Here is a 25,154-nt window from a genome sequence, read left to right as displayed (position 1 = left end):
ATGATCCGTACTGGAGCGCCGCGTTGGCGCTAAGTGGGCGCCGGTTTACGAAAAAGATCATGCGCAAACGTAAGACTTGTCGGATATAGGGGACATTGTAGGGACTTGGACGAGGCGCGATGTGCGCGCGGTCCCGGTGGATGACAACATGACGGTCGCAATCAAGAAGGTCGGCGTGATCGGTTCGGGCCAGATGGGCAATGGCATCGCCCATGTGGCGGCGCTCGCTGGCTTCGACGTGCTGCTCAACGACATTTCCGCCGATCGCGTGAAATCGGCGCTCGCAACCATCAACGGCAATTTGTCGCGACAGGTGGCCAAGAAGACCATCACCGAGGAGCAGCGCAAGCAGGCGCTGTCCCGGATCGTCGCGACCGAAAGCCTCGACGAACTGGCGGATTGCGATCTCGTGATCGAGACCGCGGTCGAGAAGGAAGAGACCAAGCGCAAGATCTTCCACAATCTCTGCGCGGTCCTGAAGCCGGAGGCGATCATCGCCTCCAACTCCTCGTCGATCTCGATCACGCGGCTTGCAGCCTCCACCGACCGCCCCGAGCGCTTCATCGGCATTCACTTCATGAATCCGGTGCCGCTGATGGAATTGGTGGAACTGATCCGTGGCATCGCCACCGACGACCTGACCTTCGACACCGCGAAGGAATTCGTCGGCAAGCTCGGCAAGCAGGTCGCGGTATCGGAGGATTTCCCGGCCTTCATCGTCAACCGCATCCTGCTGCCGATGATCAACGAGGCGATCTACACGCTCTATGAGGGCGTCGGAAACGTCGAGGCGATCGACGCGGCAATGAAGCTCGGCGCGCACCATCCCATGGGGCCGCTGGAACTCGCCGATTTCATCGGGCTGGACACCTGCCTGTCGATCATGCAGGTGCTGCATGAGGGGCTCGCGGATTCAAAATACCGGCCGTGCCCGCTGCTGGTGAAATACGTCGAGGCCGGCTGGCTCGGCCGCAAGACCCAGCGCGGTTTCTACGACTACCGCGGCGAGAAGCCGGTCCCGACGCGGTAGCGGCTCCGCTATTTTGTAGGGTGGGCAAAGCGAAGCGTGCCCACCATTTGTGGCGGTGCTCTTGACGGTGGGCACGCTACGCTTTGCCCACCCTCATATGGGGCTTTGTGAGTCAAGGCTCTTGAACCGGTGCGGGTTGGGTTTTTGCAGTGAGAGGGCGGCGCGCGGAGCCATGCGTAGCGCAGCGCGACGACCGGGCCCCGGGCGAGGATTGGCTTCCGAAGATTTCTGCAGCTCACTGCATCACCTCATATCCGGTCGGATCGGCTGATCCGTACCCACATTCCGCATGCTTGCGGCGAGGAAGCCAAGAGGATGAGACCCATCTACAAAGCGGCCTGGTTGGGCCCCTGGGTGGCACGGTCATCATCCATCCTGTACGGGGCGCGCGGCGCGGAGCCGCCTCGCCCTGGTGGCGTGGTCCGGTGCTAGGCCTTCATCACGGCCTGCTCCGGAACAAGGCCGGTGGTGAGATAGCGCCACAGCGCCACGATCAGCTTGCGCGCCAGCGCGACGATGGCGATGCGCTTGGCGCGCTTGCCGGCGTTTTCGGTGCGGGTGCGGAACCAGCGGCTGAGCGCGCTGTCCGGCTGATGGCGCAGCCAGAGCCAGGCCAGTTCGATCGTCTTGTGGCGGGCGCGCCGGTTGCCGGCCTTGCTGATCCCCTGCTCGCGATCGATGCTGCCGCTTTGCCAGGGACTGGGCGCCAATCCGCAATAGCTGGCGACCTCGCGCCGGTTGCGGAAGTCCTTGTAGAACACCTCGTTCACCAGCGTCGCGGCAAACGCCGGGCCGAGCGCCTTGAGCTGCTGCAACTGATCCCGTCGCTTCGCCATCGGCGCCGGCGCCGCGGCGGCTTCCGCCGCGACTTCTGCCGCGACTTCTGTAGCGACTTGGGCCTGCTCCAGCGCCTTGAGCTGGTCGCGCACCAGCATCAGCCGGGCATGCTCGCGCTTCACTTCGGCCAGAAGCTGCGGCGGCAGCGGCTGCCCTTGCCAGTCCCGCTGCTGCTCCAGCCAGGCGAGCCAGGTCCGTCGTCGCAAGGTGCCGGCCGCCATGCCCAACAGGCGCAGCAGCGCCTTGATCCGGTTGGTGTGCCCCGTCTGCTCCTTCACCAGTCGTTCGCGTTCGCGGCTGGCGCGCCGGGCGTCCTCCTCGGCCACGCTCGGCACCCGGACGATCCGCACCACCCGCGGCTCGCCTCGCAAATGAGCCATCAAGGTGCGCAGCAGAAGCTCGCCATCGATCCGGTCTGTCTTCGCCCGCCGCGCCCGTTGCTCCACCGCGATGCTCGCCGGGTCGAAGATGAAGTTGGTGATCCCAGCCGCCGCGAGCAGCCGGTGCAGCCAGAAGCCGTCATAGCCAGCCTCGTAGCAGCTCACCACCCGCGGCGCCGCTCCAAGCTTCGCAGTCGCCCGGGCCTTGACCTGCTCGATCAGCGCCAGCAGCCCGGCGTGATCGCCGCCTTCCAGCTTGTGGCGCGATATCCGGTCCCGATCCGGACTGTGCAGCGTCACCAGCCACGTCTTCTGACTCAGTTCGATCGCAACGAAAATCGTGCCACAATGCCCGGCGGTGGGCGTGTTCTTGGTCAATGCTTGCATCAGACTCTCCGATGGTTCGAGTGTGGAAACCCAAACCTACCGGAAAGGGCGCGCTCACCGCCCCATGGAATCTACACTTCGTTAACCCCTCGCTCCTATGGTGCGCCCGGAATTGGGAGCACCGCGTATGGACATGATGAGCATGGTCTCGGGCATTCTGGCCATGCAGGCCGGCGGCCTGCAGTCGCAGATTCAGACCTCGATCATCAAATCCAATTCGGATGCCGAGAAATTCGCGGTCCAGACGCTGCTTGGACAGGGCGCACCTTCCACCGCCAATCTTGGCGCCGGAATCGGCGATAATCTCAATATTGTCGCCTAGTTTATTGTCGCCTAGATTCCTGCCGCCGCCGGCTGCAGCGCGGCCGTGATCAGCTTCACCGCGTCGTCGCTCGCCCATTCGGCCGGTCCCGCAATGGTCGCGATTTCGCAGCCGTTGGCGTCGACCAGCATCGAGGTAGGCATCCCGAGCGCCTTGCCTATGCTCTTAAGGTCCTGGAAAACCTTGGCTTTCGCATCGCTGAAGTAGCCGAGCCGGGTCAGGTTGGCGTCTTTCAGGAAGGTCTTGGGCTTGTCGAAGTCGCGGGTGTCGATGTTGATCGCCACCACCTCGAAATCCTTGCCGCCGAGCTTGGCCTGCAGCGCATCCAGCGCCGGCATCTCCTTGCGGCAGGGCACGCACCAGGTGGCCCAGAGGTTCACCAGCACGGTCTTGCCGCGCCAGTCCGACAGCTTCCTCGGCTTGCCCTCGGCGTCCTCGAAGGCGAGGTCCGGGACCTGCAGGGGCTTTGTCGCCATCGTCAGCGCGGCGACCTCGCCATGCGCCAGCGGGCTCAGCCGCTTCGCCAGATCGACCGCGCCGCTGCAGGCCGGGTCGCCGGCCGGGCCGCGCCGCATCAGCCCGCCAAATCCGGAGACACCGGCATAGCCGATCAGCGCGCCGACCAGCACCGCGCCGATCACGAGCGGGATCCGGCGCGTGGCGCCACGGGAGGAGGGAGTTTCAGGCATATCGTTTGTCATTCAGCGTCAGATATGGCTAAGCAGGGCCCGCGCCGGCGGCGGGTCGGTTTCGACAGTCGGCGATCAAGGGCAGGGCCTCAAGCTTTAAGAAGTCGTGAGCGAGCAATCATGAGCAACAAGATGTGGGGCGGGCGGTTCTCCGAACGTCCCGACGCGATCATGGAGGAAATCAACGTCTCCATCGACGTCGATCGTCACCTTTATGCCCAGGACATTGCCGCGTCGAAGGCCCACGCCGCGATGCTCGCTGCGCAAGGCATCATCACCGCGTCTGATGCGAAAAATATCGGCAAAGGTCTAGACACGATTTTGTCAGAAATCGACAAGGGATCGTTCGATTTCAAGCGCGCGCTCGAAGATATCCATATGAACGTCGAGAGCCGGCTGTCGGAATTGATCGGCCCTGCCGCCGGACGGCTGCACACCGCGCGCTCCCGCAACGACCAGGTTGCGACCGACTTCCGCCTCTATGTCCGCGACACGATCGACGAGACCGATGCGGCGCTGGCCGCGTTCCAGCAGGCGCTGGTAGACCGGGCGCTGGAACACGCCTCAACCGTGATGCCCGGCTTCACCCATCTGCAGACCGCCCAGCCCGTCACCTTCGGGCATCACCTGCTTGCCTATGTCGAGATGGCGGCGCGCGACCGCGGCCGCTTCACTGATGCCCGCAAGCGGTTGAACGAATCGCCGCTCGGCGCCGCCGCACTCGCCGGCACCTCGTTCCCGATCGACCGGGCCGCGACCGCGAAGGCGCTCGGCTTCGACCGTCCGATGGCCAATTCGCTCGATGCCGTCTCCGACCGCGATTTCGTCCTCGAAACCCTGTCGGCCGCGGCGATCACGGCCGTGCACCTGTCGCGTTTCGCCGAGGAGATCGTGGTCTGGACCTCGCCGTTGGTTGGTCTCGTCAGGCTCAGCGACAAGTTCACCACGGGCTCCTCGATCATGCCGCAGAAGCGCAATCCGGATGCGGCGGAACTGGTGCGGGCCAAGACCGGACGGGTGATCGGCGCGCTCACCGCGCTGCTGATCGTGATGAAGGGCCTGCCGCTCGCCTATCAGAAGGACATGCAGGAGGACAAGCAGGGCGCGATGGAGGCCTTTGCGGCGCTCTCGCTCGCGATCCGCGCCATGACCGGCATGGTCAGGGATCTCGTGCCCGATGAGGCGCGGATGAAGGCCGCGGCCGGCGAGGGCTATGCCACCGCCACCGACCTTGCCGACTGGCTGGTGCGGACCTTGAAAATGCCGTTCCGCGAGGCCCACCATGTCACCGGCCGTATCGTCGCGCTGGCCTCGGAGCAAGGCGTCGCCCTGCATGAATTGCCGCTCAAAGCGATGCAGGAGGTCGAGCCGAAGATCACCGCTGACGCCTTGAGCGCGCTGTCGGTCGAATCATCGGTGAAGAGCCGCACCAGCTATGGCGGTACGGCGCCCAGGAACGTGCTTTCCCAGGCGAAGGCCTGGGCCAAGCGGCTGGAAAAAGAGCGAAAATTGGGCTGAACGACAAATTTCGCTGCAATCTCATGGTTATCCGGGGCTCGCCAGAGCAAATCAATGTTTGTATGGTGCGGCCCGCATTGGGGATTTCGTCGTGACCAGTAACCACCGCCTGACCCGGTCGGGATGGGCTCTCATCCTTGTCGGCGTCGCCGCGCTGACGCTCGGCGGCTGCGGACGCAAGGGTCCGCTCGACCTGCCGCCGACCGCGTCCTCGGCGCAGACGCCGGTGGCGCCGGAAGGCGATACCGAGACCCGGCGGGCAGCCGAGCCCAGCCTGTTCAATCCGAACTACGGAACGGATGCGCCGCCGGCCGCGGCCAAGGGTCGCCAGCGCTCTTTCGTGCTCGACCCGCTTCTGGACTGAGCGCGCCATGAATCATTTCGACTATCGCGACGGCGTGCTGCACGCCGAAGCGGTTGACCTGTCCAGGCTCGCGGAAATCGTGGGCACGCCGTTCTATTGCTATTCGACCGCAACCCTGGAGCGCCATTACCGGGTGTTCACCGAGGCCTTCGCCGGCGAGAAGGTCCTGGTCTGCTACGCCATGAAGGCCAATTCCAATCAGTCGGTCTTGCGCACATTGGCAAAGCTCGGCGCCGGCGCCGACGTGGTCTCGGGCGGCGAATTGAAGCGGGCGCTCGCCGCCGGCATCCCGCCGTCCAAGATCGTCTTCTCCGGCGTCGGCAAGACCGAGGCCGAGCTGCGCGCCGCGCTTGCTGCCGATATTCTCTGCATCAACGTCGAGTCCGAGCCCGAGCTCGAGCTCCTCTCCCGGCTTGCGGCCGAGATGGGCAAGACCGCGCGCATCTCGGTGCGCGTCAACCCGGACGTCGATGCCGGCACGCATGCCAAGATCTCGACCGGCAAGTCCGAGAACAAGTTCGGTATCCCGATCACGCGGGCGCGTGAGGTCTATGCCCGCGCCGCAAAACTGCCGGGCATCGAGGTGCGAGGCGCCGACATGCATATCGGCAGCCAGATCACCGATCTCTCGAAGATGGAGACCGCGTTCCGCATCCTCGCCGAATTCGTCCAGACGCTGCGCGCCGACGGCCACAACATCTCGCACATTGATTTCGGCGGCGGCCTCGGCATCCCCTATTACATGGACCGCGAGGCGCCGCCGGCGCCGGACGCCTATGCCGCGATGGTCAGGCGCGTGACGCATAACCTCGGCTGCACGCTGATGTTCGAGCCGGGGCGGATGATCGTCGGCAATGCCGGCATCCTCGTCACCCGCGTGATCTATGTGAAGCATGGCGAAGCCAAGAACTTCGTCATCATCGATGCCGCGATGAACGACCTGATCCGGCCGACGCTGTACGAAGCCCATCACGACATCCTGCCGGTGCGGCAGGCCAAGGAGGGCGCGCCCATGATCGTTGCCGACGTGGTCGGCCCGGTCTGCGAAAGCGGCGACTATCTCGCGCTCGACCGTTCGCTGCCCGAGCCCAAGGTGGGCGATCTCCTCGCGATCATGACCGCCGGCGCCTATGGCGCGGTGCAGTCCGGCAGCTACAACACCAGGCCCCTGGTGCCGGAGGTGCTGGTCAAGGACGATCAGTACGCAGTCGTGCGCCCGCGCATCGAAATCGAGGCGCTGATCGCAATGGACAGGCCCGCGCCGTGGCTGTGAGCTAGCTGGTTCCTGGCGGGCCCTGAAGCTCGCCCCACGGGAGCCGTTCGGCGTCGCAGGACGAGCTCTCCGCTACGCTGATGACAGGCGCAATATGCCTGACCAGGCCAAGCTCGCGAAGGAATCTGGACCAGAGATAATCCAGCACGGTCCAGAATACGGGTTGCCGCTGGTACACCGCGCCGCGAAACACCACGAACGAGTGCTCCGCGCCTGCAGCGAGATGCCGGATGAGATTCGCATTCGATCCGTCGGGCGTCAGCCTGGCGACGTGCAGTTGGCATGATGCGGCGGTGGCTCGAACGATCGGCGCATCATTCACAAACTGGTCGGTCACGACCACGTTGAAGTGCCTGGCCTCGAGAAATGCAACAAGGTCTTCTTTCAGATAGCTCTTGTCATCGGCTGGGATCGCGATCTTCCATCCGACAGCCAGCAGGAGCACGACGGCGATCGAGGCCCTAAATGCGCTGGAAGAGTTCACGCCTCACTCCTATCACGCAGAAGCCGACGATGAGGCCCAGTATGATCGTGTTGGCGACAGCGGCGCCCCACGGGGAATGGAACGTCGCGTAATGCCACTGGCTCCATCCCATGAAACTGATACGCGTGACGTTCACCGCGATCACCGACACGCAGGCCATCAGGCACCAGAGCGGATCGTAGGCGGACCGCTTATGGTCGACGGACTGGCTCACGGTGACCCAGCAGAGCAGTGCGAGCGATACGTTGGCGAGCGAAGAGCAGGCCGGCAGGATCACGAGAACGCCGGACCCGTCGGCGAAATCGACGATGTCGCCATTGCGGGGCGTGCGCAACAGCCAGCTCACAAGCGAGGCGTCGGCCTGCAATATCAGGTCGGCGAAGAACTGAAACAGCAACCGGCTCCAGAGCATGGGCACGCTGGTGGCGATCATTATCAGGGCGCCGCGCCGGGTTGAGGGGACGTCGGTGGAGACAAGGAGGTAGAGGCCGAGCGCGGTTATTGCGAACCAGCTCAGCGGGCCGATGGGCAGAATAACCAGAGCGACAAACGCGGCGCCGATCGCGAGTTCTGACGAACGGATGCCGGTCGTTCGGTCCTGAAGAACGAGAGCGATCCCGGCGACACACGAAACCCAGACAATGATGCTGATCTCAAAGGTATTGAGGACGGCATCCGTCCATCCAAGCCGGTCGATCGACTGGATGATGCGTGATGTGAGGCCACTGATACAGCCGAGTGCGAAGAGCCCTGCGAAGAATTCGCCGCGCGGGAGGTCCCTCGCCATTTGCGAGGCGGGACGATCGGCAATTAATTCATTTAAAACGGTCATCGCGATTTAATATCTTGTATAATTCACTTTAACCATCGGAAAGTCCGCGCGACAACGGAAGTTTTTATGACCGGGCCTCGAGGACGACTTTTCCGTAAAGCGCGGAGGCGCGTATTTGCCCCGGCACTCACTGGTTGCCGTTTTGCATGCCTGCTATTTAAATATTAAATACCCATTGACAGATATTTAAGTTGGAGTGAGATTAATATTATCAAATGTGGCTGAGCGGAGTGCAACAAATGTCATTACCGGGCTGGGTTCTCGCAATTTTCCTCTTGATGGCGGCGGCAGTTCCCGTCGGCGTGTACTTCACGGCCACGCTGTTCTTCCCTCCCGGCCAGTTCTACACCTATGTCGGCGAGGGAACGTATCGTGGCGCACCAGGTCCCGCCGCTGGCGCAGGACTTCCCTTCCTCGTCGCTGCGGGCGTCTATTGGTACGCCAGGCGCCGTCGCAAGGCGAAATAACGCCCCGCGATCGGAGCCACAAAACACCTTCGTTGAAATTCAGAAGGACCGCCCACCAGGCGGTCCTTGTTGATTCAAGCATCAGCTTGTTCGGTGTCATCCCCGCGAAAGCGGGGATCCATAACCACAGGGCAGTGTTGTGGCGCGAGCAAGCGGTTGCAGCTTCCACATGGCTAAACCTTGTGGTTATGGGTCCCGGGTCAAGCCCCGGGACGACAGCCCACGTTGACAACTCACTTCGCCGCGTGACCGCCCTTCGCGCCGACCACCACGCCCGCCGCCTTTTCGATCGGCTTGATCGCGGAGGTGAAATCGGACTCCGGCCCCGCCTCGCGGATCACGACTTCCCAGAGGCGGCCGACGGCGTCGGCGACTTCCATCGACAGGCCGAGCGACTTCATCTCGTCCAGGCACAGCCGCACATCCTTCACCATCAAGCCGGTGGCGAAGCCGAAATCGAAGGTGCGCGGCAGCACCGAGCGCGGAAACTTGTCGCGGCTTGCCGTATTCATGCCCGAGCCCGCATTGATGACATCGATCATCACGGCCGGATCGAGCCCGGACTTCACGCCCATCACGACAGCTTCCGAGGTCGCAACCATCGCAGTCGCCGACAGGAAATTGTTGGCGAGCTTCATGGTCTGGCCCGAGCCCGGCTTCTCGCCGATGAAGAAGACCTTGCCGATCACGTCGAGCGCGGGTTTCAGCACCTCGTAGTCCGCGCGCGGACCGGAGACCATCACCGCCAGTGTTCCCTTTTCGGCGCCGCCGACGCCGCCGCTGACGGGACTGTCGATCTGCACGATGTTGCGCTTCGCGAGGAGGTCGTGGATGCGCACCGCCATCTGCGAACCGACCGTGGAGAGATCGACGAAGCGTTTGACGCGCTTGCCCTCGATCACGCCGCCGCTACCTGTTGCGACCTCGAGCGAGGCCTGCAGCGAGGGCAGGCTCGCCATCACGGTCTCGACCCGGTCGGCGATCTCCTTCGGCGAGGATGCGGCCCGCGCGCCGCGCGCGGTCAGCCGTTCGACGGCCTCCTTGCGCGTATCGAACACGGTAAGTTGATGCCCGGCCTCGACCAGCCGGCGCGCCATCGGAAAACCCATGTTCCCGAGGCCGATGAATCCAATTTCCATGGTGATTCCTTTATCGTTGATTGCGAGAGCGTTGCGTCGAAACAGCGCGCCACACACTCACTGTCGTCCCGGGCTTGACCCGGGACCCATAACCCCAGGGCGAAGTTGTTGCGCCGTGCTGGGCCCCAGTCTTCGCAACCACCCCGCCGGTGGTTATGGGTCCCGGGTCAAGCCCGGGACGACAGTGAGTGTGTGGCGTTAGCGACGGCGGATAAGCCTTACGCGCGGAGTGGGCGTTATGCCTTATCGATCTCGGCGAACACCTCGCGCGCGATCCGGAAACTGTCGACGGCGGCGGGCATGCCGCCATAGATCGCGACCTGCATCAGGATCTCGCGGATCTCGTCGCGGGTGACGCCATTGGTCAGCGCGCCCTTCAGATGCGCGCGCAATTCGTGCGGCCGGTTCAGGATCGAGATCATGGCGATGTTGAGCATGCTGCGGATCTTGCGCGGCAGTTCCTCGCGGCCCCATACCGAGCCCCAGCAATATTCGTTGAGCAGGTCCTGGAACGGTTTGTTGAAGCTGTCGACGTTCTTGAGCGCGTTGGAGACATAGGCCTCGCCGAGCACGGCCTTGCGGATGTCCAGGCCTTTGTCGTGCGTCTTCTGGTCCATGACGTTTCCTCATGATCGAAAGCATGATCCGGAAAAGTGGATACCGGTTTTCCGAAAAGATCATGCTCAAACAAAGATCTAAAGCGGGATGACGATTCGAAGAAAAAGTCATCACGCTTTGGGTTGCGGCCGCGGACGTTACGGGCTCGTTCACGCCCAGTCACGCCTTCGTGTTATGCGTATTTCCCGGTGTGGGTTACCGGAATGGAACGGGTGCCTCATTGCCGCCCTTGTGGTAGGGTGACGTGTCGGGCAACCCGGAGATTTTATTGAGCGGCGACCCCTCTGAGCCCGCGCGCGAGCCTGACGCCGTTGCGCGGCTGAAGCTGAACCAAGCCCTGCAGCGGGCACAATACGCGATCGCATGGGAACGCGCGTGGCCACATTTGGCCCGGCTTCTGACCGTCATCGGATTGTTCCTGGTCGTCTCCTGGGCCGGGCTCTGGCTGGTGCTGCCGCTTGCGGTACGCTTGGCCGGCGTAGGCCTGTTCGCGCTGCTGGCGCTGGGTGCGCTGCTTCCGCTGGTTCGCTTCCGCTGGCCGACCCGCGAGCAGGGCTTGAGCCGGCTCGACCGCGGCACCGGCATCCGTCATCGTCCGGCGACCGCACTGAGCGATACGCTGACGAGCCAGGACCCGGTCTCGCAGGCGCTGTGGCAGGCACAGCGCGAGCGCACGCTGGCCTCGCTCAAGCGCATCCGTGCCGGCCTGCCGTCGCCGCGGCTTCCGATCCACGATCCGTGGGCGCTGCGGGGGCTGGTGATCGTGATGCTGGTCGCCGCCTATGTCGCCGCCGGCGACGAGCGTTCGCTCCGTTTCGCCTCCGCCTTCGATTGGAATGGCGTGCTGGCGCCGACCAATATCCGGGTCGATGCCTGGGTGACGCCGCCGAACTACACCGGCAAGCCGCCGATCATCCTGTCGTCGGCGAACCGGGAAGCGGCTGCCGCCGAGAGCGGGCCATTGGCGGTTCCCGCCGGCAGCGCGCTGTTGGTGCGTTCCAGCGGCGGCAATATCGATGTCGTAGCCGGTGGTGGCGTGACCGAGGTCGCCCCGAACGGAGAGGCGCCGAAGGGCACCAACGAGCGGCATTTCAAGATTGCAGGCGACGGCACCGCGCATGTCCGCGCGCCCGCCGGCCAGCCGCTGTGGCGTTTTACCGCAACCCCTGACCGTCCGCCGTCGATCGCGCTGGCCAAGGATCCGGAGCGGCAGGCACGCGGCTCGCTGCAATTGTCCTACAGGCTCGAGGACGATTACGGCATCACCGAAGCGCGCGCGCAATTCGTCGCGCGTCCGGGTGACGCGCCGAAGGATTCCGGCAACGCCGGAGCCAAGACCGCCGATACCAAGACGGCAGACGCCCGGCCGCTGTTCGAGCCGCCGCAATTCCCGCTGGTGCTGCCGAACGCGCGCACCCGCAATGGCGTCGGCCAGACCGTCAAGGATCTGAGCGAAGACCCCTACGCGGGCGCAGACGTCACGATGACACTGACGGCGAAGGACGAGGCCGGCAATGAGGCCAAGAGCGATCCGTTCAGCATGCGTCTGCCGGAGCGGCTGTTCACGAAACCGCTGGCGCGGGCACTGATCGAGCAGCGCCGCATTCTCGCGCTCGACGCCAACAAGAATGCTGACGTTTACACAGCGCTGAGCGCGCTGTTGATCGCACCGGAAATGTTCACGCCCGAGGCCGGCACCTATCTCGGCCTGCACAGCGTGGCGCACCAGCTCGAGGCCGCCCATACCGATGATGCGCTGCGCGAGGTCGTCGGCAGCCTGTGGGCGCTCGCCGTCACCATCGAGGACGGCAACATCACCGATGTCGACAAGGCGCTGCGCGCGGCGCAGGACGCGTTGAAGCAGGCGCTGGAGCGTGGCGCGAGCGACGAGGAGATCAAGAAGCTCACCGACAATCTGCGTGCGGCGCTGGACAATTTCATGCGCCAGCTCGCCGAGCAGTTCCGCAACAACCCGCAGCAATTGGCGCGTCCGCTCGATCCCAACGCCAAGGTCCTGAGCCAGCAGGACCTGAAGAACATGCTCGACCGCATGGAGCGGCTGTCGCGTTCCGGCGACAAGGATGCAGCGAGGCAGCTGCTCGATCAGCTCCAGCAGATGCTGGAGAACCTGCAGATGGCGCAGCCCGGCCAGAGCGGCGACAACGACATGGAGCAGGCGCTGAACGAGCTCGGCGACATGATCCGCAAGCAGCAACAGCTCCGCGACAAGACCTTCAAGCAGGGCCAGGATTCGCGGCGCGATCGCATGCGCGGCAAGCAGGGCGATCAGTCCATGTCCGACCTGCAGCAGGATCAGCAGGCGCTGCGTGACCGGCTGCAGAAGTTGCAGGAGGAACTCGCCAAGCGCGGCATGGGACAACAGGGCCAGCGCGGCGAGAAGGGCCAAAAGGGGCAACGCGGCGAACAGGGGCAGCAGGGCCAGCAAGGTCAGGGCGGCGAGCAGGGCGACCAGGGTGACGGCGAGGACGGACTCGATCAGGCCGATTCCGCAATGGGCGATGCCAGCGGCCGGCTAGGCGAAGGCAATGCCGACGGCGCGGTGGACTCGCAGGGCCGCGCGCTGGATGCGCTGCGCAAGGGCGCGCAGAGCCTCGCCGAGGCGATGCAGCAGGGTGAGGGCGATCAGGCTGGCGACGGCCCCGGCAACCGCGTCGGCCGGCAGCAGAGCGGCGGCAACCAGACCGATCCGCTCGGTCGTCCCCTGCACGGCCGCGAGTTCGGCGACGATTACACCGTCAAGATCCCCGGCGAGATCGACGTGCAGCGTGTCAGGCGCATCCTGGAAGAACTCCGCCGCCGCCTCGCCGACCCGTCGCGGCCGCAGATCGAGCTCGATTACCTCGAGCGCCTGCTGAAGGATTATTGAGAGGGAGCCTCGTGCTCCGTCGTCATCGTCCGCGAAGGCGGACGATCCAGTATTCCAGAGGCGCCGGTGAATGAACCGAGAGGCCTCCGTTTACTGGATACCCCGCCTGCGCGGGGTATGACTGAGAGTGTGGACTTACGCCACCTTTCGCGCCGACAGCGCATCCGCGACCGCCGTGCGGATATCGGCGACCGAGAACGGCTTGGTCACCACATCGTGCACGATCGCATTGAGGCCGGAGGCGCGCTCGCGCTGATCGGCGAAGCCGGTCATCAACAGGATCTTCAGGTCCGGAAAATCGCGCGCGCTGGCGAGCGCCAGTGCAATTCCGTCCATGATAGGCATCTGGATGTCCGTGAGCAGCAGATCGAAGGCGCCTTGCTCGCGCGCGAGGATCTCCAGCGCGGCGGCGCCGTCCTGCGCGGTGACGGTCTCGTGGCCGTCCATCGCGATCGCGCGCGCCACCAGCGAGCGCATCGAATCTTCGTCGTCGGCGATCAATACCCGCGGCATCGAGCTAACCTCCTTCGCAAGACATCTTGTATTCTAGAACATGAGCCCAGCAGGTCGAAACGCAGAACCGGCGAAGCTGCGCTCCCTCTCCCGCTTGCGGGAGAGGGTTGGGGTGAGGGTGTCTCCGCACTGGGACTCCCCGAGTGGAGAGAGCCCTCACCCGGCGCTTCGCGCCGACCTCTCCCGCAAGCGGGAGAGGTGAGATCAATCCGCAGCCGGTTCAACTGATCGGCTCATGCTCTAAGCGCGGCCGCCGGCCGCGAGATCCCGCTTGTTGAAGAAGCGGACATCGATGTTGCGGCCTTCGGCGGGCGGCGAGGCGAGGCGCGATTTGAAATAGGCGCGTTCGCCCGGCTTCAGCACCGGCTGCTCCAGCACCGTGTTCCACGCATAAATCTCGGCGCCCTGCGCGTCGCGGACCGCAAAGCGCAACCGCGGCAGTTCCACCGGCTTGCGGGTCTCGCCGACGATCATGCCTTCGATCACCAGCACCGGCTTGCCGTCCACGGTGTCATTGGTGACCTTGATGTCCTTGAACGCCACGCCGCGCAGATTCACGTCGAGCCCGACCAGCCTGTAGAACAGCGCCGTCTGCGGCAGCAGGCGCACCACGTCGCTGCGCCATACCACCAGCGCCACGATCAGCGCCGCCATCGCGGCGCAGGTCGTGGGCAGGCTCGCCGCGGGCATGTGGATGCGGGGCAGGGCGGGCAGCTTGAACAGGCTTGGCAGCCGGCGGCGGGGTTTGGCTTCGGCTTCCGCGTGCGACTCGGCGTCTTCGCGGGCGACCGACGGCCAGTCCTGCCGGATTGCATCGTCCGCCGGCCAGTCGGCCGAGATCGAGGGGCTGTCGATGACAGGAGCGCGTTCGTCCTCCTCCTGCCGCGCCATCGCCTCCCATTCCGCGGCGGCATCGGATGCGGCGGATTGGTTCGCCGCCGCCATCGCCGGCATCGGCGCCGTGGCATCGACGGCATCCTCCGGCCGCGCCAGCCAGACTTCCTTGCAGCGGGAACAGCGCACCGTACGACCGGCCGGACCCAAGGTCTCCAGCTTGATCGCATAGGATGTTGTACAATGCGGGCAAACGATATGCATGGAGCCCAATCCCCACCATGGACGCGCCGGGATGCTACAAGGCGACCGTTAACGAATCGGAAACCATAACCGAAGCACAAACGCTTTGTTCGGCCCGTCGGCGCAGCCGGAAACGGGCGCGAGGATCGAGCCAAGGTTCGAGGTTCCCGGCCGCTGCCCAAGTTGAAACCAACGTCCAACCCACTATCGAGCGGAGCTAGAGCTTGGTTCGGTTCGAAAATGTCGGATTGCGTTACGGGCTCGGCCCGGAGATTCTGCGCGACCTTACCTTTGCCGTTCCCCCGCATTCCTTCCAGTTCCTGACCGGTCCCTCGGGCGCGGGAAAGACCTCGCTGCTCAGGCTCTTGTTCCTGTCGCTGCGGCCGACGCGGGGGCTGGTGAATCTGTTCGGCAAGGACGTTTCGCTGCTGAGCAAGGACCAGGTGGCGAACCTGCGCAAGCGCATCGGCATCGTGCTGCAGGACTTTCGCCTGCTCGACCATATGACGACCTATGAGAACGTCGCGCTGCCGTTCCGCGTGATGGGCCGCGACGAATCCAGCTACCGACGCGAGGTGATCGACCTCTTGAAATGGGTCGGCCTCGGCGAGCGGATGGATGCGCTGCCGCCGATCCTCTCGGGCGGCGAGAAGCAGCGCGCCGCGATCGCGCGCGCGGTGATCTCGCGGCCGCAACTCCTGCTGGCGGACGAGCCGACCGGCAGCGTCGATCCGACGCTGGGGCGGCGGCTGCTTCGCCTGTTCATCGAGTTGAACAAGTCCGGCACCGCCGTGATCATCGCCACCCACGACATCACGCTGATGGACCAATACGAGGCGCGGCGATTGGTGCTGCACCAGGGACGGCTGCACATCTATGAATAAGATCGGCCGAGAGCATGTGCCGCTCGTCGACCTCGGGCATGAACGCCCGCAGGTGTCGGCGAACGCGCGCAACATGTCGCCGATCGTGCCGCGCGCCTCGATCTCCGGCCGCGCGCTGGTCGCTGTCGTCGCGATCATGACCTTCCTGGCCTCGATGACCACGGGCACGGTGCTCCTGGTCAGCGCATCCGCGGCCGAGTGGCAGTCGGAGGTCGCCAGCGAGGTCACGATCCAGGTCCGCCCGTCTACAGGGCGCGATCTCGAGCGCGACGCGTCCGCAGCGGCGGAGGCGATGCGGACGCAGCCTGGCATCCTTGAGGTCCGCCCGTTCAGCAAGGAGGAATCCGCAAAATTGCTCGAGCCCTGGCTCGGCAGCGGATTGTCGATCGAGCAACTGCCGGTGCCGCGCGTCATCGTGGCGCGGGTGCAGCCCGGCAGCACGCTCGACCTCGCCGCGCTCCGGGCGCGGATCACGCAGGCGGCCCCCAGCGCCAGCGTCGACGATCATCGCGCCTGGATCGAGCGCATGCGCTCGATGACCGGCGCCACCGTGTTTGCCGGCATCGGCATCCTCGCTCTCGTGATCGTCGCGACGATCATTTCGGTATCGTTCGCCACGCGCGGCGCGATGGCCGCCAACCGGCCGATCGTCGAGGTGCTGCATTTCGTCGGCGCCTCCGACAGTTACATCGCCAACCGTTTCCTGCGGCATTTCCTGATGCTGGGCCTGGAGGGCGGACTGATCGGCGGCGGCGTCGCGATGCTGTTCTTCGGCTTCTCCGAATCGATCGCGAGCTGGTTCTCGGGCACTCCCGTGGGCGACCAGTTCGCGGCCCTGCTCGGGACTTTCTCGCTGCGTCCGTCCGGCTATCTGGTGCTCGCGTTGCAGGCGGTATTGATCGCCGCGATCACGGCCTGGGCCTCGCGGCGGACGCTGTTCGCCACGCTCGATGACGTCGACTGATGGAACCGCCGGACTCCACTTCGCCCAAAAACGCTCTAGAATTGCGTCCGGGGAAGGACAGCAATTATCCGATGAGTTCTGATCTCGACGACCGATCGCAAAAGCGCCGGCCAGCGCGGCCGCGTGGATGGCTGCGCGCGGCGATCGTCGCGCCGCTGGCGGTGCTGTTCGTCGCCGCCGGTTTCGGCTTTGTCGCGTTCCTGTCGCAATTGCGCGGTGTCGAGACCCGGCCCGAGCGCAACGCCGACGGCATCGTCGTATTGACCGGCGGTTCCTCGCGCATCTCGGATGCGGTGGAATTGCTGGCGGCCGGCTATGGCAAGCGGCTGTTGATATCAGGCGTGCACCCGACCAATGCGGCCAGCGATATTTCCCGCTCGCTGCCCGACAATCACCAGCCGCTGTTGAAGTGCTGCGTCGATCTCGACCGCTCCGCCGTCAATACCAGGAGCAATGCCGCGGAGACACGGCGCTGGGCGCGCGAGCGCGGCTTCAAGTCGCTGATCGTGGTGACCTCGAACTACCACATGCCGCGCGCGATCGTGGAGTTGTCGCACGCGATGCCCGATGTCGAACTGATCCCGTTCGTGGTGATCGGCGACAAATGGCGCGACGAACCCTGGTGGATGAGTGGCGGAACGCTGCGCCTCCTGCTATCGGAATACGTCAAATATGTCGCGGCGGAGGTGCGGGTGCGGCTGGCTGGAATCGGTCTCGACCTGACGCCGGATGTCCTGGAACAGCCTAGCGGTGCGCTGGCGCCGCGCCGGCCGGCGACCGCGCAGGTGAACTGACCAGACCAACTCTTAGTCGGGAATTCGATGTTGTCGATCTTCGTGCGTTCGCTCGTCTTCAACGTGCTGTTCTACCTCGTGCTGGTGAGCCTGAGCATCGCAGCGATCCCGACCGTCGTGCTGCCGCGTGGGGCGATGATGACGCTGGCCGCATGGTGGGCGAACGCAACGCTGTTCCTGATGCGGGTCGTCTGCAACATCCGGGTCGAATTCCGAGGGCTGGAGAAGATTCCGAAGGGGCCGTTGATCGTTGCCGCCAAGCACCAGTCGATGTGGGAGACGTTCCAGCTTTTGCGCTTCTTCGAGCACCCGCTCTACATCCTCAAGCGCGAACTGACCTGGATCCCGGTGTTCGGCCAGTTCCTGCTGAAAGCCGGCATGATCTCGATCGACCGCGGCGGCGGCCCGCGCTCGCTGGTGAAGACGCTGCGCCGCGCGGCTGCCGAAGTGAAGCGCGGGCGCCAGCTCGTGATCTTCCCGGAGGGCACGCGGCGGCCGGTCGGCGCCCCGCCGAGCTACAAGACCGGCGTGGCGCAGATCTATGCCGAGAGCGGCGTGCCGTGCCTGCCCGTAGCGCTCAACTCCGGCCTGTTCTGGCCGCGCCGCACCTTCATGCGTTATCCCGGGACGCTGGTGGTCGAATTCCTCGATCCGCTGCCGCCGGGTCTGCCGCGCGACGAGTTCATGACACGCCTGCGCGAACAGATCGAGGGCGCGACTGACCGCCTCGTCGAGGCCGCGCGCGCCGAGCAGGCGCAATTGTTCGGCGTCGTGCCCGATACCGCGAAGGCGAAGGTCTAAAGCGTTTTCGAGTTGATCTGGCCTCCTCTGCAACTGAGCTCCCGCCCCGCCGCCGACTGGGCCTGAACTGAAGGGAGCGGGTGCGATGGAGGCCATGCGCGGCCACCGCCGTTGCCGCGCCCGCGCGATGCTTTATTGGCCGAGCAGAAGCTTCAGGTCGACGGCCTTGGCCATGACCTGATACCCAGCATCGTTGGGATGCACGTGATCCCCGCAATCATAGGCCGGCGCCAGATGGCCGGGCTTTGTCGGATCCTCCAGGATCTTGCCGAAGTCGATCACGCCGTCAGCTGCGTTGCTGGTTCTGACCCAGGCATTCACGGCCTCCGCGATCTTCCCCTTCTCCGGTGTGTAATACTTTGAAAAGCGCGTGCCAGCAAAAGCGTTAGCGGCTGGCGTCAGGGTCGACAGCACCACGCGGATGCCACCCGCGTGGGCGCGCTCGATGATCTGCTTGAGGCCGGCAATGACGTCGTCGGCTGTCGGCTCCGGATCGTTCGGTATGGTGGCGCCCGGCAAGCCAATGTCGTTGCCGCCCAGCATCAGGACGACGGTTGATACCCGAGCATGGCTCAACACGGACATATTGAAACGCGCGAGGCCACTGGTCCCGAAGCCATCGGTCAGCACGCGATTGCCGTAAAATGCCTCATTCACAACCGCGATATCGGGATGTCCTTCCGCCTGCAGACGGCTGGCGAGTTCATCCGTCCAGCGATGGTTGCTGTCGGGAGTGGAGCAGAACCCGTCGGTGATGGAATCACCAAGGACCACAATGGCGCTGGAATCCGGCTTGGCAGTCGTGAGGATGCGGCTGAGCAGCAGACGCGATTTGGTGGTGCTTTCGGGCTTGAAGTCGGCCGCCTTGGTCATGTCACCCGAGCCAGATATGTAGCCGGTCTGCATGGCCTCCCAGTGAACCGAGGCGAGTTTGGTAGGGTTGGGCAGATAGAAGCTGACGACCACACTCGACAGCGGCTTAACTGGAAAGTCGACCGGGTCGCTGATCAGCGGCGCGCCCGGCGGTATCACGGCGTCGATGTGACCGCTGAAGGTCACGGGCTTGATCGTCGCCAGATTGACAGCGGCGCCGCCGGCCGGCAGAGCAACTGTCGCCGCGCCGATGGTGATGGGACGGACGCCGAACTCGTTCGAGATCACGATCCGCAGTTTCTCGCCACCGACGCTGATGCGCGTGGTCTGCCGCACCGTCCTGTTGCTCAGCACCTCCGGCACGCCAAAGGGCACCGGCAATTCGTCCGCCCAGCGCGGTCCAGGGGTCGCAGCCCATGTCGTGATCCAGGGCTCGGCAGGCTGGGCGCCGGCACACGTCACAGCGACCACGAGCGCCGGCAGAGTTGCGGCCAGCCGCGCCCGGCCGAATGCGGTAAATCGACGAAGGAAGGTCGCAGGTTCGTTGGAATGCATCTTCTGCCAATCCGTCATGGTTGCCGCGGCAAAGGATGCATTCCCCGTTTTTCGCTTGTATTTCAAAAGCGCGCGGCACCGCTACAACAGTAACGATCGCTTCCTTGATGCCGCAATGCGGTCTCTCGCAAGATGCCGGGATGCGTCCGAGTGGAAGATCAAGGCGACAGTTTAGTCGCGAATGGACGGTCGAGAGGGCGACGGATATCGCCAACACGGAAATGCTCTAGTTACGTTCCCTCCTGCAGCGGCAGTTCGATCGGATGCGCGTCGTGCAGCATCGTCGCGAGCTTGTGCAGTTGTGGATCGCGAAAACCCTGCTTCTCGATCGCGAGCACGGTGGACAGCACATAGTCGCGGTTGTTGCCGGAGCGGCCGTGGCCCTGCTGCACGTAGCGGAGCTGGTCGGCAAGCGACAGCCGGCCGGCATATTGCACATGGCTGCGGTCCACCACATAGGTCAGCGCGGCCACCCGCGACCGCGGGTCGTCCTCGAGCCACACCGATCGGTGCACCTCGCGATAGACATTGGTGGTCTGCTCGCGGCTGCGCAGGTAGGCGATGGTATCACTGCGCCGCTTCGCCGCGACGCGGAACGCAATGCCGCGGCAGGCGCCGCCGCGGTCGAGCCCGAGCACCAGGCCCGGCTTTTCCGGCGTGCCGCGATGATCGAACGAATACACGCAGAGCGCGCGATGCTCGCCGATCAGCCGCGCCGCCGCCTGTTCCTCGAAGTCGAAGCCCGGCTTCCACATCAGCGAGCCGTAGCCGAATACCCAGAGGTCGCTGTCGGGAGATTCGGGCGGGGAGAGGAGTTGCGCGGACATCGGCGCAAGGGCTAGCAAAAGCGCCGGGCGAAGCGAAGCGGTTTCGTTGGCTTTAGAGCATGATCCGGAAAAGTGGGAACCGGTTTTCCGAAAGGATCATGCTCAAACAAGGTCGCGATTTCCCGCTTACATTTGCCAAAATTGACAGCCAGAGGTCGCCGCATGCCTGACATGACCCCCGCGCCGCGCCGGCGCTCGCGTTGGCGGCTCTTTGCCGCCCCCGTCCTCGTCCTGATCCTCGCCGTCGCGTGGAGCGCGTTCTGGTTCTATGCCTCGTCCCAGGTGTGGGTGCAGGCCGATGCCTGGCGCGCGCAGGAGGCGAAGGCGGGTCGCGTCTACGATTGCGGCAAGCGATCGGTGGCGGGTTACCCCTTCCGGCTCGAGATCCGCTGCGAGGATGCCAGCGTGACCTTGCTCTCGCAGACCGCCGCGCCGCAGACCTCGTTCACCGCGCGGCTCGGCGAGATCCTGGTCGTCGCGCAGGTCTACGACCCCACACGCGTGATCGCGGAATTCAAGGCGCCGGCGACGCTCGCCGAGCGCGGCGCGCAGCCACAGCTCGCCGTGAACTGGCGCAGCGGCCGCGCCAGTGTGGTGGGACTGCCGGCGGTGCCGCAGCGCGCTTCGCTCGTGTTCGACGATCCCGCGATCGATCGCGTCAACGGCTCCGTGCAGGTGCCGCTCGGCCGCGCTGGTCACGTCGAGCTGCACGGCCGTCTCGCCGAAGGCTCGGCTGCGGACAATCCGGTAATCGAGACCGCGCTGCAGATCAACGGCGGCAGCCTTCAGGACGTGCATCCGGTGCTGGCGACGCCGTTCGATGCCGATATCCGTGCCAAGATTTCCGGCTTGAAGGATTTCACGCCAAAGCCGTGGCCGGAGCGCTTCCGCGAGATCCAGGCCGCCGGCGGCCATGTCGAGATCGTGCAGTCGCGCATCCAGCAGGGTGAGATGATCGCAGTCTCCGCGGGCACCTTGAGCCTCAACGCGAGTGGCCGCATCGAAGGCGAATTGCAGATGACGGTCACCGGCCTTGAGCGCGTGATCCCGGCGCTTGGCATCGAGAAAATGCTGGAGGAGGGCGTGCCGCAATCGACGCTCGACCGCGTCGCGCCTGGCGTGAAGACGCAGGACCTCAACAATCTCTTCGGCGCGCTCGACCGCGCGGTCCCCGGTCTCGGCAAGATGGTGAAGCAGAACGCCAATGTCGGCGTCGCCGCCACGGTCAATTCGCTCGGCAGCGAAGCCATGCTGGAAGGCAAGAAGGCACGCAGCTTCCCGCTGCGCTTCGTCGACGGCGCAGTGCTACTCGGTCCGATCAAGGTTGGACAGATCCCGCCGTTGTTCTGATGTCGTCCCGGGTCAAGCCCGGGACGACAGGCTATTTCTTCTCCAGATTCGCGTGCGGCCGACCGAAATCCGGCGCCGCCGAATCCTGGCCGATCTCGACGATGCCGCGGCGGATGGCGCGGGTGCGGGTGAAGTGGTCGAACAGCGCTTCGCCATCGCCGCGGCGGATCGCGCGCGTCAGTTTCGAGAGATCCTCGTTGAAGGTGCCGAGCATCTCCAGCACCGCGTCCTTGTTGCTCAGGAACACGTCGCGCCACATCGTGGGATCGGACGCGGCGATGCGGGTGAAATCGCGGAAGCCGCCGGCGGAGAACTTGATCACCTCCGATGACGTCACCTGCGCCAATTCGTCGGCGGTGCCGACGATGGTGTAGGCGATCAGATGCGGCAGGTGGCTGGTGATCGCGAGCACGAGGTCATGGTGATCAGGCGTCATGATCTCGACCTTGGCGCCGAGCGCCGCCCAGAATTCACGCAGCCTTTCAACCGCAACCGCCTCAGTGCCCTCAGGCGGCGTCAGGATGCACCAGCGGTTGATGAACAGCTCCGCAAAACCGGAATCCGGACCGGAGTGCTCGGTGCCGGCCACCGGATGCGCCGGCACGAAGTGCACGCCATCAGGAATATGCGGCCCCATGTCCCTGACGATGGCGCCCTTGACCGAGCCGACATCGGAGACGATGGCGCCCTTCTTCAGGTAAGGCGCGATCTCCGCCGCGACGGGCCCGCAGGCGCCGACGGGAATGCAGAGGATGACGAGATCGGCGTCTTTGACTGCCTCCGCATTGGTCTCCACCACGCGGTCGACGATGCCGAGCTCGGCGACGCGCGCGCGCGTCTTGTCCGAGCGCGCCGTGGTGACGATCTCCCCGGCGAGCCCCTGCGCCCGCGCGCCGCGCGCGATCGAGCCGCCGATCAGGCCGAAGCCGATCAACGCGACACGCTGGAAGTGCGGCGCGGCGTTCACTTCTGATCCATGAAGTCGCGCAGGCCCTCGACTACGAGGCGGTTGGCCTCTTCGGTGCCGATGGTCATGCGCAGCGCGTGCGGCAGGCCGTAATTGTTCACCGCCCGCAGCACCAGCCCGCGCTTGGTGAGGAAGGCGTCCGCCTCGGCCGAGGTCTTGCCCTTCTCGGTCGGGAAATGGATCAGCACGAAATTGGCGACGCTCGGCGTCACTTTCAGGCCGAGTTTGCGGATCTCGTCCGTCACCCAGCTCCGCCATTTTTCGTTGTGCACCCTGGACATCTCGACATGCGCGGTGTCCTCGACCGCGGCCACCGCCGCGAGCATGGCCGGACTCGAAACGTTGAAGGGGCCGCGAATGCGGTTCACCGCATCGACGATATGCGCAGGGCCGAACATCCAGCCCACACGCAGCGCCGCGAGCCCGTGGATCTTGGAGAAGGTGTGGGTCATGACCGTGTTCTCGGTCGTCGCACACAGTTCAAGACCGAGGCCATAGTCGTTGCGCACCACGTAATCGGAATAGGCGGCGTCGATCACCAGCAGCACGTGCGGCGGCAGGCCTGCGCGCAGCCGCTTGACCTCGTCGAACGGCAGATAGGTGCCGGTCGGGTTGTTCGGGTTGGCGAGCCAGACCAGCTTGGTCCGTGGCGTGACCGCCTTCAGGATCGCATCGACATCGGCGGTGTAGTCGGTCTCCGGCACCACGACGTTCTTGGCGCCGTTCGCCATCGTCGCGATCGGATAGACCAAAAAGCCGTGGGTGGTGGAGATCGCCTCCGCGCCTTCGCACAGATAGGTGTGGGCGAGCAGGTTCAGGATTTCGTCCGAGCCGGCACCGCAGATGATGCGGTTCGGGTCGAGGCCGTAGGCGCGGCCGAGCGCCTCGCGCAGCACCTTTGAGGTGCCTTCCGGATAGTCCTCGAGATGGTCGGCGGCGTGCTTATAGGCCTCGATCGCCTTCGGCGAGGGGCCGAACGGCGTCTCGTTGGCGGAAAGCTTGAACACCTTGCGCCCCGGTTCCGCCACCGGCGTCTTGCCGGGGGTATAGGGCGCAATATCGAGGATGCCGGGATTCGGCACGGGGCGGGACATCTCTGACTCTCTGGCTCCGGATTTGCAGGGACGGCCTTGCCTTAAGTCTTTGCCATCCCGTTCGGAGGCACCGTATAGCGCGTTGCGTGGCTGCCGACGAGGGCCGATGAGCGCACCGAGGCACCGGCCTTGATCAGCGCCAGCTTGATTGTCTCGAAGCCGATGCCCGCGACCGACACCAGCAGCGCCGCGCCGTCGAAGGCCGTGTCCGGCACCGCGACGATCTCGGCAAGCGGCGCCAGCGCGCGGGCGATTTCGGCGTTCCAGCCGGAGACGCGGACGCTCCACATCTCGACCTCGGTCACCATCGCATCGTCAGCGACGCGCGAGATCACGAAGACGGGCAGCGCTGCGGGATGATCGGCGCGTTCCAGGAACGGCAGCCGCGCGATGATCTTCGGCGCGCCTTCGGCCTCGAGGCCGATCCACCACGGCGTGCGGCTGGAAATGGCCGACACCAGCGCCAGGTCGCCCTTCGATTTCGCCACCGCTTCGACCGCCGCCTGTGCGCTGAAATGCGAGACGTAGGGGACCACGAACCCGAAATGGAAGCGCGCCGAATCCCGCATCATGGATTCGCCGACCGAGACATCGGCATGCACCGAGAACGGTGCCTGGACGTAAGTGAAGGTCGAGATGATGACGCGCCAGATGCTCTCGATGGTGTCGAGCGGCAGGATGCCGCGATGGCGCTCGACCAGGCGGCGCATCATGCCGGCCTCGCGCGCCGGCCGGAACGCGGAGCCGACTTCCTGGGTCTGCTTCACCCTGATCAGGCGGTCGATGATGTCGCCGCGCGCCATCAACAGGCGGTGCACCTGTTCGTCGATCGCGTCGATCTCTTTGCGCAGTTCGGCCAGCGAAGGCGGCGCCGGAGGCGGTTTTGACATTGTTGGAATCCAGCGAAAACTCTATCTCCTCATCCTGAGGAGCGGCGCGCGCGCCGCGTCTCGAAGGATGCAGGCCCTCCGTTCTGTCCCATGGGGGCAGATGGTGCAAGCTCAGTCTAAAGGTAACGATTAGGTTAACGCCCCGCTTGTCTTGACGCAGGTCGGGTAAGGGACTAGTTTCCCGCCACTCCCGTGGTCATTTGAGCCGGCCGGCTTGCAGCCACGTTAAAGAACTCGCTAAACAGGCCGGGGACAGATCGATCCCGGCCGAACCTTTGTTCAGGCCGGGTTTTTCATGGCCTGATTTCTGTCCAGGACCTCCGCGTCGGAGGAAGGCG

The 25,154-nt window shown here is 64.8% G+C and carries 25 protein-coding genes and 1 riboswitch; of the genes, 12 read left to right on the top strand and 13 right to left on the bottom strand.

Going from position 1 to position 25,154, the window contains the following annotated elements; genetic code table 11:
• Positions 1-148: 148 nt before the first annotated feature.
• Positions 149-1,030: a 3-hydroxybutyryl-CoA dehydrogenase gene (locus ACVJGD_RS23995; RefSeq protein ID WP_456636627.1), complete on the top strand. Its 882-nt coding sequence runs from the start codon at positions 149-151 to the stop codon at positions 1,028-1,030.
• A gap of 428 nt (positions 1,031-1,458) precedes the next feature.
• On the opposite strand, the gene ACVJGD_RS23990 is transcribed toward ACVJGD_RS23995, so the two are convergent.
• Positions 1,459-2,634 (bottom strand): IS110 family RNA-guided transposase, encoded by a 1,176-nt coding sequence (locus ACVJGD_RS23990; protein ID WP_456632918.1) that lies wholly within the window; start codon positions 2,632-2,634, stop codon positions 1,459-1,461.
• A gap of 127 nt (positions 2,635-2,761) precedes the next feature.
• On the opposite strand from ACVJGD_RS23990, the gene ACVJGD_RS23985 reads away from it, so the two are divergent.
• The gene (locus tag ACVJGD_RS23985; protein ID WP_456636626.1) at positions 2,762-2,956 is read left to right on the top strand and encodes a hypothetical protein; all 195 of its coding nucleotides are present in this window, start codon (positions 2,762-2,764) and stop codon (positions 2,954-2,956) included.
• Positions 2,957-2,967: 11 nt separating this feature from the next.
• On the opposite strand, the gene tlpA is transcribed toward ACVJGD_RS23985, so the two are convergent.
• Complete coding sequence (gene tlpA / locus ACVJGD_RS23980; RefSeq protein WP_456636625.1) at positions 2,968-3,657, bottom strand: thiol:disulfide interchange protein TlpA; 690 nt, start codon at positions 3,655-3,657, stop codon at positions 2,968-2,970.
• Positions 3,658-3,765: 108 nt separating this feature from the next.
• Between tlpA and argH the strand changes: the two genes are divergently transcribed.
• The 3 genes from argH (at position 3,766) to lysA (ending at position 6,800) form a co-directional block, all read left to right on the top strand.
• Positions 3,766-5,163, top strand: a complete 1,398-nt coding sequence (argH, locus tag ACVJGD_RS23975) for an argininosuccinate lyase (RefSeq protein ID WP_456636624.1) — start codon at positions 3,766-3,768, stop codon at positions 5,161-5,163.
• 91 nt (positions 5,164-5,254) lie between these two features.
• The gene (gene lptM, locus ACVJGD_RS23970; RefSeq protein WP_456636623.1) at positions 5,255-5,527 is read left to right on the top strand and encodes an LPS translocon maturation chaperone LptM; all 273 of its coding nucleotides are present in this window, start codon (positions 5,255-5,257) and stop codon (positions 5,525-5,527) included.
• Between the two features lie 7 nt (positions 5,528-5,534).
• On the top strand, positions 5,535-6,800 hold the full coding sequence (lysA, locus tag ACVJGD_RS23965) for a diaminopimelate decarboxylase (RefSeq protein WP_456636622.1): 1,266 nt from the start codon (positions 5,535-5,537) through the stop codon (positions 6,798-6,800).
• 1 nt (position 6,801) lies between these two features.
• Here the strand turns inward: lysA and ACVJGD_RS23960 are convergent, their stop codons facing one another.
• Together ACVJGD_RS23960 and ACVJGD_RS23955 are read right to left on the bottom strand one after the other, a co-directional pair.
• Entirely contained in the window at positions 6,802-7,284 is a 483-nt protein-coding gene (locus ACVJGD_RS23960) for a hypothetical protein (protein ID WP_456636621.1), read from the bottom strand.
• Positions 7,262-8,116: a hypothetical protein gene (locus ACVJGD_RS23955; protein ID WP_456636620.1), complete on the bottom strand. Its 855-nt coding sequence runs from the start codon at positions 8,114-8,116 to the stop codon at positions 7,262-7,264. The genes ACVJGD_RS23960 and ACVJGD_RS23955 overlap by 23 nt, the downstream gene beginning before the upstream one ends.
• Before the next feature lie 239 nt (positions 8,117-8,355).
• On the opposite strand from ACVJGD_RS23955, the gene ACVJGD_RS23950 reads away from it, so the two are divergent.
• The gene (locus ACVJGD_RS23950; protein ID WP_456636619.1) at positions 8,356-8,583 is read left to right on the top strand and encodes a hypothetical protein; all 228 of its coding nucleotides are present in this window, start codon (positions 8,356-8,358) and stop codon (positions 8,581-8,583) included.
• Positions 8,584-8,816: 233 nt separating this feature from the next.
• Here the strand turns inward: ACVJGD_RS23950 and ACVJGD_RS23945 are convergent, their stop codons facing one another.
• The gene (locus ACVJGD_RS23945) at positions 8,817-9,722 is read right to left on the bottom strand and encodes an NAD(P)-dependent oxidoreductase (RefSeq protein ID WP_456636618.1); all 906 of its coding nucleotides are present in this window, start codon (positions 9,720-9,722) and stop codon (positions 8,817-8,819) included.
• Positions 9,723-9,958: 236 nt separating this feature from the next.
• A complete protein-coding gene (locus ACVJGD_RS23940) occupies positions 9,959-10,339 on the bottom strand; it encodes a carboxymuconolactone decarboxylase family protein (protein WP_456636617.1) in 381 nt (126 codons plus the stop codon).
• A gap of 269 nt (positions 10,340-10,608) precedes the next feature.
• On the opposite strand from ACVJGD_RS23940, the gene ACVJGD_RS23935 reads away from it, so the two are divergent.
• Positions 10,609-13,227 carry a TIGR02302 family protein gene (locus tag ACVJGD_RS23935; RefSeq protein WP_456636616.1) on the top strand — a complete coding sequence of 873 codons (2,619 nt, stop codon included), beginning with the start codon at positions 10,609-10,611 and terminating at the stop codon, positions 13,225-13,227.
• 135 nt (positions 13,228-13,362) lie between these two features.
• Here the strand turns inward: ACVJGD_RS23935 and ACVJGD_RS23930 are convergent, their stop codons facing one another.
• Both ACVJGD_RS23930 and ACVJGD_RS23925 read right to left on the bottom strand, forming a co-directional pair.
• Positions 13,363-13,740, bottom strand: coding sequence for a response regulator (locus ACVJGD_RS23930; RefSeq protein ID WP_456636615.1), 378 nt, complete (start codon positions 13,738-13,740; stop codon positions 13,363-13,365).
• Positions 13,741-13,980: 240 nt separating this feature from the next.
• Complete coding sequence (locus ACVJGD_RS23925; protein WP_456636614.1) at positions 13,981-14,838, bottom strand: MJ0042-type zinc finger domain-containing protein; 858 nt, start codon at positions 14,836-14,838, stop codon at positions 13,981-13,983.
• A 203-nt stretch (positions 14,839-15,041) separates the two neighbouring features.
• On the opposite strand from ACVJGD_RS23925, the gene ftsE reads away from it, so the two are divergent.
• The 4 genes from ftsE (at position 15,042) to ACVJGD_RS23905 (ending at position 18,260) form a co-directional block, all read left to right on the top strand.
• On the top strand, positions 15,042-15,701 hold the full coding sequence (gene ftsE / locus ACVJGD_RS23920) for a cell division ATP-binding protein FtsE (protein ID WP_456636613.1): 660 nt from the start codon (positions 15,042-15,044) through the stop codon (positions 15,699-15,701).
• The gene (locus tag ACVJGD_RS23915) at positions 15,694-16,665 is read left to right on the top strand and encodes a cell division protein FtsX (RefSeq protein WP_456636612.1); all 972 of its coding nucleotides are present in this window, start codon (positions 15,694-15,696) and stop codon (positions 16,663-16,665) included. Before ftsE ends, ACVJGD_RS23915 begins: the two co-directional genes overlap by 8 nt.
• Before the next feature lie 71 nt (positions 16,666-16,736).
• Entirely contained in the window at positions 16,737-17,459 is a 723-nt protein-coding gene (locus tag ACVJGD_RS23910; protein ID WP_456636611.1) for a YdcF family protein, read from the top strand.
• 27 nt (positions 17,460-17,486) lie between these two features.
• Positions 17,487-18,260, top strand: a complete 774-nt coding sequence (locus ACVJGD_RS23905) for a lysophospholipid acyltransferase family protein (RefSeq protein ID WP_456636610.1) — start codon at positions 17,487-17,489, stop codon at positions 18,258-18,260.
• A gap of 132 nt (positions 18,261-18,392) precedes the next feature.
• Here ACVJGD_RS23905 and ACVJGD_RS23900 read toward each other — a convergent pair whose 3' ends face one another.
• Both ACVJGD_RS23900 and ACVJGD_RS23895 read right to left on the bottom strand, forming a co-directional pair.
• Positions 18,393-19,706, bottom strand: coding sequence for an SGNH/GDSL hydrolase family protein (locus ACVJGD_RS23900; protein WP_456636609.1), 1,314 nt, complete (start codon positions 19,704-19,706; stop codon positions 18,393-18,395).
• A gap of 212 nt (positions 19,707-19,918) precedes the next feature.
• Entirely contained in the window at positions 19,919-20,515 is a 597-nt protein-coding gene (locus ACVJGD_RS23895) for a gamma-glutamylcyclotransferase (protein ID WP_456636608.1), read from the bottom strand.
• A gap of 162 nt (positions 20,516-20,677) precedes the next feature.
• Between ACVJGD_RS23895 and ACVJGD_RS23890 the strand changes: the two genes are divergently transcribed.
• On the top strand, positions 20,678-21,865 hold the full coding sequence (locus tag ACVJGD_RS23890) for a DUF2125 domain-containing protein (protein ID WP_456636607.1): 1,188 nt from the start codon (positions 20,678-20,680) through the stop codon (positions 21,863-21,865).
• Between the two features lie 31 nt (positions 21,866-21,896).
• Here the strand turns inward: ACVJGD_RS23890 and ACVJGD_RS23885 are convergent, their stop codons facing one another.
• Genes ACVJGD_RS23885 through ACVJGD_RS23875 form a run of 3 tightly spaced genes read right to left on the bottom strand, consistent with a single transcriptional unit; the run spans position 21,897 to position 24,816 of the window.
• Complete coding sequence (locus ACVJGD_RS23885; RefSeq protein WP_456636606.1) at positions 21,897-22,832, bottom strand: prephenate/arogenate dehydrogenase family protein; 936 nt, start codon at positions 22,830-22,832, stop codon at positions 21,897-21,899.
• Complete coding sequence (hisC, locus tag ACVJGD_RS23880; RefSeq protein ID WP_456636605.1) at positions 22,829-23,926, bottom strand: histidinol-phosphate transaminase; 1,098 nt, start codon at positions 23,924-23,926, stop codon at positions 22,829-22,831. Before hisC ends, ACVJGD_RS23885 begins: the two co-directional genes overlap by 4 nt.
• Before the next feature lie 41 nt (positions 23,927-23,967).
• The gene (locus ACVJGD_RS23875) at positions 23,968-24,816 is read right to left on the bottom strand and encodes a chorismate mutase (protein ID WP_456636604.1); all 849 of its coding nucleotides are present in this window, start codon (positions 24,814-24,816) and stop codon (positions 23,968-23,970) included.
• Between the two features lie 182 nt (positions 24,817-24,998).
• Positions 24,999-25,078: riboswitch (SAM riboswitch) on the top strand.
• Positions 25,079-25,154: the final 76 nt, after the last annotated feature.

Source organism: Bradyrhizobium sp. USDA 10063 (assembly GCF_054063735.1).
Note: the sequence above shows the minus strand (reverse complement) of the source record. Positions and strands in the feature narration are given on the sequence as shown.

Excerpts from the sequence above, each read along its gene's own strand:
- ACVJGD_RS23995 (WP_456636627.1), top strand. The coding sequence starts at position 149 with ATGACGGTCGCAATCAAGAAGGTCGGCGTGATCGGTTCGGGCCAGATG.
- ACVJGD_RS23990 (WP_456632918.1), bottom strand. The coding sequence starts at position 2,634 with ATGCAAGCATTGACCAAGAACACGCCCACCGCCGGGCATTGTGGCACG.
- ACVJGD_RS23985 (WP_456636626.1), top strand. The coding sequence starts at position 2,762 with ATGGACATGATGAGCATGGTCTCGGGCATTCTGGCCATGCAGGCCGGC.
- tlpA (WP_456636625.1), bottom strand. The coding sequence starts at position 3,657 with ATGACAAACGATATGCCTGAAACTCCCTCCTCCCGTGGCGCCACGCGC.
- argH (WP_456636624.1), top strand. The coding sequence starts at position 3,766 with ATGAGCAACAAGATGTGGGGCGGGCGGTTCTCCGAACGTCCCGACGCG.
- lysA (WP_456636622.1), top strand. The coding sequence starts at position 5,535 with ATGAATCATTTCGACTATCGCGACGGCGTGCTGCACGCCGAAGCGGTT.
- ACVJGD_RS23955 (WP_456636620.1), bottom strand. The coding sequence starts at position 8,116 with ATGACCGTTTTAAATGAATTAATTGCCGATCGTCCCGCCTCGCAAATG.
- ACVJGD_RS23950 (WP_456636619.1), top strand. The coding sequence starts at position 8,356 with ATGTCATTACCGGGCTGGGTTCTCGCAATTTTCCTCTTGATGGCGGCG.
- ACVJGD_RS23945 (WP_456636618.1), bottom strand. The coding sequence starts at position 9,722 with ATGGAAATTGGATTCATCGGCCTCGGGAACATGGGTTTTCCGATGGCG.
- ACVJGD_RS23940 (WP_456636617.1), bottom strand. The coding sequence starts at position 10,339 with ATGGACCAGAAGACGCACGACAAAGGCCTGGACATCCGCAAGGCCGTG.
- ACVJGD_RS23930 (WP_456636615.1), bottom strand. The coding sequence starts at position 13,740 with ATGCCGCGGGTATTGATCGCCGACGACGAAGATTCGATGCGCTCGCTG.
- ACVJGD_RS23925 (WP_456636614.1), bottom strand. The coding sequence starts at position 14,838 with ATGCATATCGTTTGCCCGCATTGTACAACATCCTATGCGATCAAGCTG.
- ACVJGD_RS23915 (WP_456636612.1), top strand. The coding sequence starts at position 15,694 with ATGAATAAGATCGGCCGAGAGCATGTGCCGCTCGTCGACCTCGGGCAT.
- ACVJGD_RS23910 (WP_456636611.1), top strand. The coding sequence starts at position 16,737 with ATGAGTTCTGATCTCGACGACCGATCGCAAAAGCGCCGGCCAGCGCGG.
- ACVJGD_RS23905 (WP_456636610.1), top strand. The coding sequence starts at position 17,487 with ATGTTGTCGATCTTCGTGCGTTCGCTCGTCTTCAACGTGCTGTTCTAC.
- ACVJGD_RS23900 (WP_456636609.1), bottom strand. The coding sequence starts at position 19,706 with ATGACGGATTGGCAGAAGATGCATTCCAACGAACCTGCGACCTTCCTT.
- ACVJGD_RS23895 (WP_456636608.1), bottom strand. The coding sequence starts at position 20,515 with ATGTCCGCGCAACTCCTCTCCCCGCCCGAATCTCCCGACAGCGACCTC.
- ACVJGD_RS23890 (WP_456636607.1), top strand. The coding sequence starts at position 20,678 with ATGCCTGACATGACCCCCGCGCCGCGCCGGCGCTCGCGTTGGCGGCTC.
- hisC (WP_456636605.1), bottom strand. The coding sequence starts at position 23,926 with ATGTCCCGCCCCGTGCCGAATCCCGGCATCCTCGATATTGCGCCCTAT.
- ACVJGD_RS23875 (WP_456636604.1), bottom strand. The coding sequence starts at position 24,816 with ATGTCAAAACCGCCTCCGGCGCCGCCTTCGCTGGCCGAACTGCGCAAA.